Source organism: Flavobacterium buctense, assembly GCF_014486695.1.
GTDB lineage: Bacteria > Bacteroidota > Bacteroidia > Flavobacteriales > Flavobacteriaceae > Flavobacterium > Flavobacterium buctense.
Window position 1 is genome coordinate 319,358 of record NZ_JACTAB010000003.1, and the last position, 13,349, is coordinate 332,706.

Below are 13,349 nucleotides of genomic sequence, written 5' to 3' on the forward strand. Positions count from 1 at the left end.
GAGACTGGGACTGAAAACTCCATCATCCCAACCAACCATCACGATCCAAACTTCGGTATTGAATCGCTTCCGCAATGTGATTGGAACTGACCGTTTCTGCTTGTTCTAAATCGGCTATGGTTCTGGAGACTTTCAGAATTCTGTCATAAGCTCGTGCCGATAGATTTAATCTTTCCATCGCGGTTTTTAAAAGTTGTAACGAAACCTCATCCAAAGCACAATAAGTTCTGATTTGTTTGGTGCTCATTTGCGCATTGTAGTGAATGTTATCAAATTCCTCAAAACGTTGTGATTGAATCTCTCTGGCTTTGGTTACGCGTTCCCGAATTAACACGCTACTTTCTGCCGGTCTGGTTTCGGTGAGTTTCTCAAATGGTACCGGAGTCACTTCAATGTGAATATCAATCCTGTCTAACAACGGTCCGGAAATCTTGCTCAAATACCGCTGCATTTCGGCTGGAGACGAACTTACCGGTGCATCGGGATCATTGAAATAGCCACCCGGACTCGGATTCATACTTGCCACTAACATGAAGGATGACGGATAAGTAATCGTAAATTTGGCTCGCGAAATTGTTACTTCTCGGTCTTCCAAGGGTTGTCTCATCACTTCTAAAACTTCTCGTTTGAACTCAGGCAATTCGTCTAAAAACAAAACACCATTGTGGGCTAAAGAGATTTCTCCGGGTTGCGGATAACTGCCACCGCCGACAAGTGACACACTCGAAGCCGTATGATGTGGCGAACGAAAAGGCCTTTGGTTCATCAATCCGGCGTCTTTTATTTTCCCGGCAACACTATGGATTTTGGTAGTTTCCAGTGCTTCTTTTAATGTCATTGGCGGTAAAATACTCGGCAATCTTTTGGCCAACATTGTTTTACCGGAACCTGGCGGACCAATGAGAATAATATTATGACCACCGGCAGCCGCGATTTCCATACAGCGCTTAATACTCTCTTGTCCTTTGACATCTGCAAAATCAAATTCGGGAAAATCTAAGGTTTTGTAAAATTCATCACGGGTATTTATCACTGTTGGTTCAATCGTTCCTCTGCCTTCAAAAAAGTCAATTACTTGCAACACATTCTCAACACCATACACTTCAAGTCCATCAACAATAGCTGCTTCTTTTACATTTTGAATCGGTAAAAAGAAACCTTTAAATCCTTCTTCTTTAGCTTTGATGGCAATTGACAACGCTCCTTTAATCGGTTGTAAACCTCCATCCAAAGACAATTCACCCATAATAACATATTTATCGACTTCCGCTGCTTTGATTTGATTGGTCGCTGCCAAAATGCCAATGGCTAAAGTCAAGTCGTATGCCGAACCTTCTTTTCGCAAATCAGCCGGCGCCATGTTGATGATGATTTTCTTTACCGGTAAACTGTAACCGTTGTTTTTTAAAGCAGCTGCAATGCGATAACTACTTTCTTTGATAGCGTTATCCGGCAATCCCACCAAATGATAACCAACGCCTTTGTCAATATTAACCTCAACAGTTATAGTAGTCGCTTCTACTCCAAAGACTGCGCTACCAAAAACTTTTACCAACATATCTTACTTTTTAAAAAATAAAAATAGTAAAATAGTTACAAATAAATAGTTTTATAAGAATATTTTTATTGATTTATTGTACGTTGTCACTCATCAACTCACTTTTATTTTTAGCATATTGATAGCCTTTATGCCACCAATCTTTCATACGGTCTTTGTTAAAAATCAAAGCATTGTCGGTGAGTTGTGTTGGTGTGTAGTATAAATTAAGTTTGGCATTCTTATTCTTGGCTGCCAATTTTCCGATGGTGATATCGTGTTTCTCTACTTGTGTCAGAAGCGTTTGAAACAAATCAATCATCAATGAAAATGGGTTTCGGCCAATTTTTTTCGGTCGGGTTTGGACTTCAGTTTCCAAAATCACTACATCTACTTCAGTCGCACCGCGATTAATGGCTTCTCTAATCGGAACCAAGCTCGAAAATCCGCCATCGCCATATTCGTAGCCGTTTTTGGTCACCAATGACATAAACGGAATATAATTACAGGAAATCCAAATCCATTCGCAAAACTCATCGTAATCATAGTCTTTAATCGACTTGTATTCGACTTCATTTTTGGAAAGATTGGTCACCGTAACAATCACTTCACAAGCGGTTGCTTTGAGTAAAGCAAATTCATTTTTAGTGAAATTTTCCTTTATGTATTCCAATAGTTTGTGGCTTTCGCCAAAGGTTCTTTTGCCTTTTAAAAACTGCTTCAATACATTCCAGTGGTTGATGGAAACCGTTTCTTGCGGCGTATTTTTATTTTTGACTACAAACGGACTAATGTCAAAAATACTACGCATATCAACATTAGAATAAATATTATAAATCTTATCCACTTCACCCAAAGCCAAATGCGGAATGAGTAAACTTCCGGTAGAACTACCAATAAGTATATCGTATTCATGCCGGTTCTCCTGCATCAAATATTGCGCTACACCACCGGCAAATGCACCTTTACTGCCGCCGCCCGAAATTACTAAAGCTCTCATTATTTTTCGCTCAACAGTTTCTGCAATTGGACTTTTTCACTTTCTGGTAAAGTTGGCAACAAAGACTCAAATAAGACATGATAACTGTCATCTTTCAATAATTGGCGAATTTTATCCCGACCAAATTTGCTGAATTGCCATTTATAATGCGTCGTCGCATTGACCAGATTTTTCAAAACATCAGGATTCTTGCTCATGATGGTTAAGGCGTTTATCAGAGCATTTTGACGCACTGAACTTTCATATTGTGGCGAAGTATAACGAACCAATTCTGAATGCAATTGTAAATAGGTAATGGATAGATTTTGATCTTCAATTTCTTGTGAATCGACATAATTTAAAAATGCCATGATATACAGCACTCGCAAACTTTTGTCATTTCCGCCTTTCCAATCTTGGGCTTTCGCCAAATAAACACTTCTGCTTTCAGGAAAATTTTTCCACAGATTCATAAAAGCAATTTCTTTGGTTTCATAAGAAGCATCGTCTAATAAAGATTCATACATCGACTTAAATTCAGTCGGAATTTCTTCCATAAACTCTGCAACAGCTTGACGCACTTTAATATTATTGGTTTGCAATGCCAATATCAGAAACTCCTTTTTATCATTAAAGGGAACTTCTTTCAATTGGTACAAAATCTCTGTTTTTACCGGATAAAAAACATTGGATTTCAATAACTCTGTGAACTTTTGCTTGTTCTCTGCCAATGACTTTTTGCGCAATTGTTGCGCTTCGAAAAGTGTTTGAATAAAAGCATTTTTCTTTAGCAAAGTATTCGCTTCTTCAGTTTGAAAACGATAATCTTCCAGCCAAGTTTTCTTGAACTTTTCGGTATCGAAGGTTGGTGATACTTTCTTAATTTCGGACAAGAAATCATTGGTTTCCACATTTTTATATTGATACTTTTTAAGATAAGATTTCACTGCTTTTTGGAACAACTTCGGACCAATAGCTTCGCGAATAATGTGCAAAGCCCATGCGCCTTTTTGGTAAAACGACAACGAACTCGCTTTTTCATGCATCACCGGAATTGAATCGGTTTTGGCGGCATTTTTTAGTTGCAAAGAAGTTCGATAAAGTTGGTGGTAAAAATAATCCTCGCCAAAAACCTCGCGTTCCGCCAACAAAGCGTAATAAGTCGCAAAACCTTCTTGCAGCCAATGGTGTTTGCCTGATTTTGCCGTAACCAAATCGCCAAACCATTGGTGTGCCAACTCATGTGCATTGACGTTTACATAATTTCTGTCGTTAAAACCGATGTCATCCACTACAAAATCTTGGGCAAAAATCGTACAACTAGTATTCTCCATTCCGGCATATAAAAAATCTTCAACGGGAACTTGCTTGTATATCTGCCATGGATATTGGAAACCGATTTCTTTCTCTAAATAATCAAATATTTTCTTCGAATGCCTGTACGTCGATTCAAACTTCGCCGTGTCTTTCGGCTGGATAAAAAACTGCAATGGTATGCTCGATTTAGAAGCGATGACTTTGTTTCTGAAATCGCCTATGACCACTGCTAATAAATAAGAGCTCATTGGTTTTTGCATTTCATAAAGCCATATTTTTTTGTCTTTATCCGGAAACGTTTCTTTCAAAATGCCATTTGCCAATACATTATAATCTTTATCAAATGAGATATTCATTTTAAAAATCACTTTCTCATTCACATCGTCAAAACTCGGAAACCAATGACTGGTGTACTTTCCTTGACCTTGTGTCCAAATTTGTTGGCTTCCGGTATTAAAATACATGGTTTGTTTTGGAAAAGCTTGGTAAGCCAATTGGACTTTGTTTTTTCCTTTTACAAAACCTTCGAACAAGACTAACTCTTTCTTGTTATTTTTAAACTTTACCGGTTTTCCATTAATTTCAACTTCACTAAAAGTCATGTTCACCGCATCAATTCTAATAGAATCTATAGCTGAAATCACTTTGAATTCATAGGTAACAACGCCACTTACTTTATTAGTTACCATTTCTGGGAAGACCGAAGCTTTGCACATTATAAAATCCACTTTTTGCGTTTGCTGGGCGAAAGTAAAAATGGAAAAAAGAAGAAAAAGATATCTCATGTTTTGAATCGTAGGTTTTCAATATTACGAAGGTAATGTATTTTCAAATTTACCAATTAAAAACTATCTTCGCTTTAACAATTTCTTACCATGTCTAACAATCTTCTCCAAACTCCAATAGAATACCTCAAAGGCGTTGGTCCTCAACGCGGAGAATTGTTACGCAAGGAAGTTGGCATTCATAAATACGAAGATTTACTAAATTTTTATCCGAATCGTTATATAGACAGAACACGTTATTATAAAATTAACGAACTCAATAATAATCCGGCTGAAGTCCAAATCATCGGCAAAATCATCAACATTAAAACCGTTGAATTCGGCAAAGCCAAAAAAAGATTGGTCGCTGTATTTGTGGACGAAACAGGACAAATGGAACTCACGTGGTTCCAAGGCCACAAATGGATTCGCGATACCTTAAAACTCAATACGCCTTATGTGATTTTCGGCAAAGTCACTTCATTCAACGGCCATTACAACATGGCGCATCCCGAAATGGAATTGCAAAACGAACACGAACAAAGCTTGCGCTCGGCCATGCAACCGGTTTATCCATCGACGGAAACCTTAACCAATCGCGGGATTTCTAATCGGGTAGTCAATAAAATGATGCAACAAGTTTTTTTGGAAACCCAAGCTAAATTTGCCGAAACGCTTCCTCAATATTTAATCGATGAATTAAAGCTGATTCCGAAAAATGCCGCGTTATTCAACATTCATTTCCCTAAAAGCCCTGACCTTTTGGCGAAAGCCCAATTCCGCTTAAAATTTGAAGAACTTTTCTTTATCCAATTGCAATTGATTACCAAAAATTTGGTTCGAAAACATAAGATCAAAGGCCATCCGTTTACGGTAGTTGGGGAAAATTTCAATAATTTCTACCAAAATCATTTGCCGTTTGAACTGACCAATGCGCAGAAAAAAGTACTCAAAGAAATCCGAAACGATATGGGTACGAATGCCCAAATGAACCGTTTATTACAAGGTGATGTCGGTTCAGGAAAAACAATAGTCGCTTTAATGGCGATGCTGATTGCGTTGGATAACGGTTTCCAAAGTTGCTTGATGGCGCCGACGGAAATTTTGGCCAACCAACATTACAACGGTTTAACCGAATTGGCGAAAGATTTAAACATCAACATCAAAATACTAACCGGTTCAACCAAAACTGCTGAGCGTAAAATCATTCACGAAGCGTTAGAAAATGGCAGTTTGCATATCTTAATCGGAACACATGCTTTACTGGAAGACAAAGTTAAGTTCCATAATTTAGGTTTGGCCATTATTGATGAGCAACATCGTTTTGGCGTGGAGCAACGTTCCAAACTTTGGCAAAAAAATGACATTCCACCACACGTTTTAGTGATGACCGCTACGCCTATTCCGCGTACGTTGGCGATGAGTTTGTATGGCGATTTGGACATTTCTGTTATAGACGAATTGCCTCCGGGAAGAAAACCCATTCAAACCGTACATCGTTATGACAGCAATCGTTTGAAAGTTTGGAAATTCATTAAAGACGAAATCGCCAAAGGTCGCCAAATCTACATTGTTTATCCGTTAATCAAGGAAAGTGAAACAATGGATTACAAAGATTTGATGGATGGTTACGAAAGTATTTCACGAGATTTTCCGTTGCCGCAATACAGCATTTCTATCGTTCACGGCAAAATGAAGCCTGCCGATAAAGACGCCGAAATGAAGCGCTTCGCTGAAGGCAAAACAAATATTATGGTCGCTACAACGGTGATTGAAGTTGGGGTCAATATTCCCAACGCGAGTGTAATGATTATTGAAAGTGCCGAACGTTTTGGTTTATCCCAATTGCACCAATTACGCGGTCGTGTGGGTCGTGGTGCCGAACAGAGCTATTGTATTTTGATGACTTCTTTTAAATTGTCGAGCGATAGTAAAACTCGTTTGGAAACGATGGTCAAAACCAATGACGGTTTCGAAATAGCGGAAGTCGATTTAAAACTCCGCGGTCCGGGCGATATCATGGGCAAACAACAAAGCGGTGTGTTGAATTTACAGATAGCCGATTTGGTTCGTGACAAAGACATTTTGCTTTTGGCCCGACACGAAGCACTCAAACTTCTGAAAAAAGATGCTTCAATGACCTTACCGGAACACCAAACCCTTCGGGCTGTGTTTATTGAGCTGACTAAAAAGAAAAACATCTGGAATTACATTAGCTAGCTAATATTTGTACCTACAAATGTTAAATAAAAACTAACTGTACAAACGCTTTCATTGGTAAGAATTAGATTTGCATTGACAACTATCATCTAATTTAGACCTAGAATTTCAATGAAAGTAAAGAATATTGTAATCGCCATTTTAGTCATTGCTCTCGGAGGAATGATTGTCTACAGAATTACCAAAAACAAAGCCGAAAACGAAAAAGGAAACGACAAAAACGGCAAAAAACCGCCGATTAGTGTTAATGCCTTTGTGGTAAAAGGGGAAGAATTCTCGAATACCATTTCGCTTTCAGGTTCTATTGAAGCCAACGAGCAAATTGAAATCAGAAGTGAAGTTTCCGGAATTGTAGAAAAAATATCTTTTACGGAAGGCAGCAATGTCAGCAAAGGACAAGTTTTATTCAAAGTCAACGACATAGAACTCAGAGCGCAATTGGCACAAGCCAAAACCAGAGAAAGTTTGGCTTCAGAAAACGAAAGAAGAGCCAAATTGCTTTTGCAAAAAGAAGCCATCAGCCAAGAAGAATACGACATCGCCAGTGCAGATTATAGAACAGCTAAAGCACAAACACAGTTGATTCAGGCGCAAATTGGCAAAACTACGGTTAGAGCGCCATTTTCGGGAAAAATTGGTTTAAGAAGTATTTCTCCCGGAACTTATGTCACGCCAACGACATTGATTGCCAAATTAGTTAGCACCAATCCACTAAAAATTACTTTCTCTATTCCTGAAAAATACGCAACTGAAATTAACAAAAACAACCAAATCACCTTCACCGTTCCTAATGTAGCTGACACCTTCACCGCCAAAATTTACGCATTAGAACCGGCGATTGAAGCGACTACAAGAACTTTACAAATCAGAGCCTTGACCGATAATTCCAGTGGAAAATTACTTCCGGGCACATTTGCGAATATCGAATTGCCTTTGAAAAACATCAAAGACGCCATCATCATTCCAACTGAAGCGATTGTCCCGATTCAAGATGGCAAAAAAGTGTTTATTGCCAATAACGGTAAAGCCAAAGAAGTAAAAGTAACCACACTAACCCGAACAGATAAAGACGTAGTCATTACTTCAGGTTTGAAAATCGGAGACACTGTGTTGACTTCGGGTGTGATGTCGTTGAAAGACGAAGCCGATATTAAAGTAAAACTTAAATAATTATGAGTTTATCCACTTTAAGCATCAAACGACCAGTTTTTACCATTGTAGTCAATCTGACCATTATTCTTTTTGGCATTATTGGTTACAGTTATTTGGGCGTAAGAGAATTTCCTTCGATTGATCCGGCGCAAATTTCGGTGCGTACCAATTACACCGGTGCAAATGCTGATATTATCGAGTCGCAAATCACCGAACCTTTAGAAAAAGCCATCAATTCCATCGACGGAATTCGAAATATTACTTCTTCGAGTAACCAAGGTTCGAGCAATATTAGTATCGAATTTAAACTCGAAAAAAACTTAGAAGAAGCGGCGAATGACGTACGTGATAAAGTATCACAAGCGGTTAGAAGTTTGCCTCAAGATATCGATGCACCGCCGGTAGTTTCTAAGGCTGATGCCGATTCTGACCCGATAGTTACGATGACCGTTCAAAGTGATACCAGAGACGCTTTGGCCTTGAGTGATTATGCCGAAAATGTAATCGCAGAGCGTTTGCAGACGATTCCCGGTGTGAGTAGTGTTCAAATTTGGGGACAAAAAAGATACTCCATGCGCATTTGGATCGACCCGATAAAATTGAATTCATACGGCGTAACCGTTTCCGATGTCCGAATGGCTTTAGAAAAACAAAACGTCGAATTGCCTTCGGGGAAATTAACCGGTGCGAATACCGAATTAACGGTAAAAACACTTGGGAATCTTTCTGATGAAAAGGAATTCAACAACATTATTATTGTTGCCAATGAAGATAAAGTCGTTCGTTTGAGTGATATCGGTCGGGCCGAATTGGGTTCAGAGAATTTGGAAACTGAGTTTAAAGCCAACGATCAATCGATGGTTTCCTTGGCCGTAATTCCGCAACCGGGAACCAATTATTTGGATATTGCCGAACAGTTTTACAAACAATACGAGGCTTTTCAAAAAGATTTACCCAAAGACATCAAAATCAATGTCGGTTCAGACAATACCCTTTTTATCAAAAAATCGATAGTCGAAGTTGCCGAAACGCTTTTGATTTCGATTGTTTTGGTGATTTTAATTATATTCTTATTCTTCAGAGATTGGTCAATCGCTTTCCGACCGTTGATTGACATTCCGGTTTCGTTGATTGCCACGTTTTTCATCATGTATTTGTGCGGTTTCTCAGTAAACGTTTTGACGCTTTTAGCTATCGTTCTAGCCACAGGATTAGTGGTTGATGACGGAATCGTAGTCACAGAAAACATCTTCAAAAAAGTCGAAGAAGGCATGTCGCCGATTGAAGCAGCGATTAAAGGTTCGAACGAAATTTTCTTTGCGGTCATCTCAATTTCCATAACACTGGCAGCAGTATTTTTACCCATCATTTTCTTAGAAGGTTTCGTGGGCAGATTGTTCCGAGAGTTCGGCGTCGTCATTGGTGCGGCGGTTTTGGTCTCGGCCTTTGTTTCTTTAACGCTTACGCCAATGTTGAACGCGTATTTAATGAAAGGCGGCGAACAAAAGAAAACCAAGTTCTACAACTTTACCGAACCTTATTTTGTGGGATTAAACAAAGGTTATGCTTCTTCATTAGAACGTTTTATGCAAAAGAAATGGCTAAGTTTCCCAATCGTAATTGTTTGTTTGGGATTGATTGGTTTATTCTTCTCTATTCTGCCGAAAGAAACCGCGCCTTATGATGATAGAAGTTTGGTAATCGTTGGTGTTACAACTCCGGAAGGCGCCACTTTTGATTACACTGACCGATTCATGCAAGATTTGTCAAAACTCATCAACGACAGTATTCCGGAGAAAAGAATTGCCTTGGTAATCACTTCGCCGGGATTTATGTCGTCTTCCGTAAACACCGGAAGAATCAGAATGGCCTTAAAAGATCCGGAAGATCGAGAGAAATCTCAAAAAGAAGTCGCCGATGATTTTACCAAATGGACCAAAAAATATCCGCAAGCCAAAGTAACCGTTTCCGAACAACCCACTATTGCCGTAAACCGTCGTGGTGGTTTGCCGATTCAGTATATTATTCAGGCACAGAATTTTGAAAAATTGCGCGAAAAGATTCCGCAGTTTATGGAAGAAGCCAATAAAAATGAAACTTTCTCCAACGTAGATGTCAACTTGAAATTCAACAAACCTGAAATCAATGTGACCATCGACCGAGAGAAAGCAGAAAGCTTAGGCATTTCGGTTTTAGATGTAGCGCAAACATTGCAATTATCCTTAAGTGGACAACGTTTTGGTTACTTCATGCGCAACGGAAAACAATACCAAGTCATTGGCCAATTTGACAAAAAAGATAGAGATGAACCATTAGATTTAACCTCCATGTTTGTCAAAAATAACAAAGGCGAATTGATTCAGCTGGACAACGTCGTGAAAGTTGATGAACAAAGCAATCCGCCACAATTGTATCACAATAATAGATATATGTCGGCAACGGTTTCAGCAGGTTTAGCACCGGGAAAAAGTATGGTTGATGGTATTGAAGCGATGGACGAAATTAGAGCCAAAGTTTTAGACGACACTTTCACAACTGATTTAGGCGGAGAATCACGCGATTTCGTAGAAAGTAGTTCGAATACGATATTCGCTTTTGCATTGGCTTTGCTGTTGATTTATTTAATTTTGGCAGCGCAATTTGAAAGTTTTATCGATCCGTTTATTATCATTTTGACCGTGCCAATGGCGGTTGCCGGAGCATTATTCTCGCTTTGGTTGTTTGGCCAAACGTGGAATATCTTTAGCCAAATTGGAACCGTAATGTTAATTGGACTCGTCACGAAGAACGGAATCCTAATCGTCGAATTTGCGAATCAATTGCGTGAACAAGGTTTGTCTAAATACGATGCAATCATACAAGCTTCAGAAGCGCGTTTGCGACCGATTTTGATGACCAGTTTAGCGATTGCTTTAGGTGCGTTACCTATTGCGTTGTCACTTGGTGCAGCTTCCACTAGTAGAATCGGAATGGGTGTTGTAATTGTCGGCGGAACGATTTTCTCTTTGATTCTGACATTATTCGTAATTCCGGCTTTCTATTTAATGTGGTCGAAAGCGAAGAAACACCGACCTGAATTCGACAACTTGAATACTTTAGAAAAGTAAAAAACTATGAAACGTAAATCATTATACATCCTCATAATTTTCATTGGCTTCGCCCAACAAGCAAAAGCTCAGGAACTATTAAAACTGGAAGATGCTGTCAAAATAGCTTTAGAAAATAACTATCAAATCAAGTTAGCCAAAAATGATTTAAAAATTGACGAACTCGGCAATACCATAGGAAATGCCGGAATGTTGCCTACTATTAGTGCTTCAGTTGTCAATAATAATAACATTTTAAACACTACACAAACCCAAATAGATGGCTCAGAAAGAACTTTAGATGGCGCCCGAAATTTAAACTTAACTTATGGTGTAGGCTTAGATTGGACCGTTTTTGACGGTATGAGAATGTTTGCTCGAAAAGAACAATTAAACTTTTTACAAAAGCAAGGCGAAGCCGAATTGAAATTAGCTATCCTAACCAGAATCAGTGATGTTTATTTAAACTATTTCGACTTGGTGCAACAGCAACAACAATTAGCGGCCATTGATACTGCGATTGTAATTTCAGAAGAAAGAGTCATTACCGCACAAAACCGTTACAGTATTGGTAAAGCAGCAAAATTAGAAGTTTTAAACGCTCAAGTAGACCTAAACGTTGACAAAAGTTTGCGGTTGAAACAAATTGAATTAATCAAAACCGCCAAGATTCGTTTGAACGAAATTTTGGCCCGTGATGTCCAAACCGATTTTATAGTTACTGATGAAATTGCTGTTGACGAACAACTGAAATATGACGAACTCAAATCTGTTGCTGACCAACAAAATCCACAAATACAAGCACAAGTACTGACCAAAAATATCGCCGAACAAGAACTAAAACAAGTCAAAGCCGGACGTTATCCTGTAGTCCGAATTACTTCTGCCTATAATTTTACCCGTTCAGAAGCTTCCTTGGGGTTTGTCACACAGTCATACGGACGAGGGATATTTTATGGGATTAATGCTTCGGTACCCATTTTCAACGGAAACTTACAAAATCGCAATGAAAAAATAGCCAAAGTGCAATTAGACAACGCCAATATCACTTTGGAACTTCAAAAAAGGAGTTTGGAAAGTCAATTGAATGCTGCCTTTGCAAGCTATGTAACCAATTTGGAACTAAGTAAAGTAGAAAGCAAAAATTTGGAAATAGCCGAACAAAATTTAGACATCACTTTATCTAAATTCAAAATCGGAACCATTACACCCATTGAATTTAGAACTGCGCAACAAAATTTTCTTGATGCTAAAGTACGTTACAGCAATGCGATGTATCTGACTAAAATTCATGAAATCACCTTAAAAGAATTGGCCGGTAATTTGAGTTTTTAATGTATTTTTGGACTCAAATTAACAAAACAAAATGGTAAAATACGACCCAAAAGACTGGATTACTTTTATTTTCAGATTTCACAAAGCCGATACTTTCCGCCAATTGTTTCCGATGATGATATTCATTGGACTATATTCTGTAGGAATTTGTTATTTAGAAGTCGAGTATTGGAAACTCTCACAAGAAAGCCATGTCAAAAACATTTCCATCATGCATGGCATGTTAGGTTTTGTCATTTCCTTGTTGTTGGCCTACCGAACCAATACCGCATATGATCGTTGGTGGGAAGGCCGAAAACTTTGGGGTTCTTTGGTAAACAACAGCCGCAATTTAGCCATCAAACTTTCAGCCATACTAAAAGACGAACACGATAAAAAATACTTGCGGTTTTTAATTCCAACTTATGCTTCCATTTTATCCAAACATTTAAGCAATGAAGAAGTTGGCCAAATCCTGTTCGAAGACGTCGAATTGAAAATCAACCACCAAAAGCACAAACCCAACCAAGTGGCGCAGGTTTTGTTCCAAAAAATACATGACTTACACCAAAGTGGTAAAATTTCAGGGGACCAATTGATTATTTTGAACGCTGAATTACAATCATTTACCGATGTTTGTGGCGCTTGTGAGCGAATCAAAAATACCCCTATTCCCTACTCCTACAGTGCATTCATCAAGAAATTTATTTTCTTTTATGTGATGACTTTGCCTTTTGGCTATGTATTCAGTTTGGGTTATTATGTAATTCCTGTAGTGGTTTTTATCTTTTATGTTTTGGCTTCGCTTGAATTAATTGCAGAAGAAATCGAAGATCCTTTTGGTACTGATGCCAACGATTTACCAACCGGAAAAATCGCTGAAAACATCAAACGACATGTAGAGGAAATCTTGTAAAGATTCTTTCGTCTTCTTAATCTAAACAATCATCGATAAACGACACAATTTTGTTTTATCTCTC

The 13,349-nt window shown here is 38.5% G+C and carries 8 protein-coding genes; 5 read left to right on the plus strand and 3 right to left on the minus strand.

Annotated features, from left to right (window positions below):
• Nucleotides 1-22: 22 nt before the first annotated feature.
• The 3 genes from ICG50_RS07245 to ICG50_RS07255 all read right to left on the minus strand — a co-directional run bounded on the left by ICG50_RS07245 (nucleotide 23) and on the right by ICG50_RS07255 (nucleotide 4,618).
• Entirely contained in the window at nucleotides 23-1,558 is a 1,536-nt protein-coding gene (locus ICG50_RS07245; RefSeq protein WP_187660239.1) for a YifB family Mg chelatase-like AAA ATPase, read from the minus strand.
• Nucleotides 1,559-1,631: 73 nt separating this feature from the next.
• Entirely contained in the window at nucleotides 1,632-2,537 is a 906-nt protein-coding gene (locus tag ICG50_RS07250) for a patatin-like phospholipase family protein (protein ID WP_187660240.1), read from the minus strand.
• Nucleotides 2,537-4,618, minus strand: a complete 2,082-nt coding sequence (locus ICG50_RS07255; protein ID WP_187660241.1) for a M1 family metallopeptidase — start codon at nucleotides 4,616-4,618, stop codon at nucleotides 2,537-2,539. The genes ICG50_RS07250 and ICG50_RS07255 overlap by 1 nt, the downstream gene beginning before the upstream one ends.
• Nucleotides 4,619-4,708: 90 nt before the next feature.
• On the opposite strand from ICG50_RS07255, the gene recG reads away from it, so the two are divergent.
• The 5 genes from recG (at nucleotide 4,709) to ICG50_RS07280 (ending at nucleotide 13,285) form a co-directional block, all read left to right on the plus strand.
• Nucleotides 4,709-6,817, plus strand: coding sequence for an ATP-dependent DNA helicase RecG (gene recG, locus ICG50_RS07260; protein WP_187660242.1), 2,109 nt, complete (start codon nucleotides 4,709-4,711; stop codon nucleotides 6,815-6,817).
• A gap of 111 nt (nucleotides 6,818-6,928) precedes the next feature.
• A complete protein-coding gene (locus ICG50_RS07265) occupies nucleotides 6,929-7,987 on the plus strand; it encodes an efflux RND transporter periplasmic adaptor subunit (protein WP_187660243.1) in 1,059 nt (352 codons plus the stop codon).
• A 2-nt stretch (nucleotides 7,988-7,989) separates the two neighbouring features.
• Nucleotides 7,990-11,076, plus strand: coding sequence for an efflux RND transporter permease subunit (locus tag ICG50_RS07270; protein ID WP_187660244.1), 3,087 nt, complete (start codon nucleotides 7,990-7,992; stop codon nucleotides 11,074-11,076).
• Nucleotides 11,077-11,082: 6 nt separating this feature from the next.
• Complete coding sequence (locus tag ICG50_RS07275; RefSeq protein WP_187660245.1) at nucleotides 11,083-12,390, plus strand: TolC family protein; 1,308 nt, start codon at nucleotides 11,083-11,085, stop codon at nucleotides 12,388-12,390.
• 31 nt (nucleotides 12,391-12,421) lie between these two features.
• The gene (locus tag ICG50_RS07280) at nucleotides 12,422-13,285 is read left to right on the plus strand and encodes a bestrophin family protein (RefSeq protein ID WP_187660246.1); all 864 of its coding nucleotides are present in this window, start codon (nucleotides 12,422-12,424) and stop codon (nucleotides 13,283-13,285) included.
• The last annotated feature ends 64 nt before the right edge of the window (nucleotides 13,286-13,349 follow it).

Coding starts and splice junctions, on each gene's coding strand:
- ICG50_RS07245 (WP_187660239.1), bottom strand. CDS start 1,558: ATGTTGGTAAAAGTTTTTGGTAGCGCAGTCTTTGGAGTAGAAGCGACT.
- ICG50_RS07250 (WP_187660240.1), bottom strand. CDS start 2,537: ATGAGAGCTTTAGTAATTTCGGGCGGCGGCAGTAAAGGTGCATTTGCC.
- ICG50_RS07255 (WP_187660241.1), bottom strand. CDS start 4,618: ATGAGATATCTTTTTCTTCTTTTTTCCATTTTTACTTTCGCCCAGCAA.
- recG (WP_187660242.1), top strand. CDS start 4,709: ATGTCTAACAATCTTCTCCAAACTCCAATAGAATACCTCAAAGGCGTT.
- ICG50_RS07265 (WP_187660243.1), top strand. CDS start 6,929: ATGAAAGTAAAGAATATTGTAATCGCCATTTTAGTCATTGCTCTCGGA.
- ICG50_RS07270 (WP_187660244.1), top strand. CDS start 7,990: ATGAGTTTATCCACTTTAAGCATCAAACGACCAGTTTTTACCATTGTA.
- ICG50_RS07275 (WP_187660245.1), top strand. CDS start 11,083: ATGAAACGTAAATCATTATACATCCTCATAATTTTCATTGGCTTCGCC.
- ICG50_RS07280 (WP_187660246.1), top strand. CDS start 12,422: ATGGTAAAATACGACCCAAAAGACTGGATTACTTTTATTTTCAGATTT.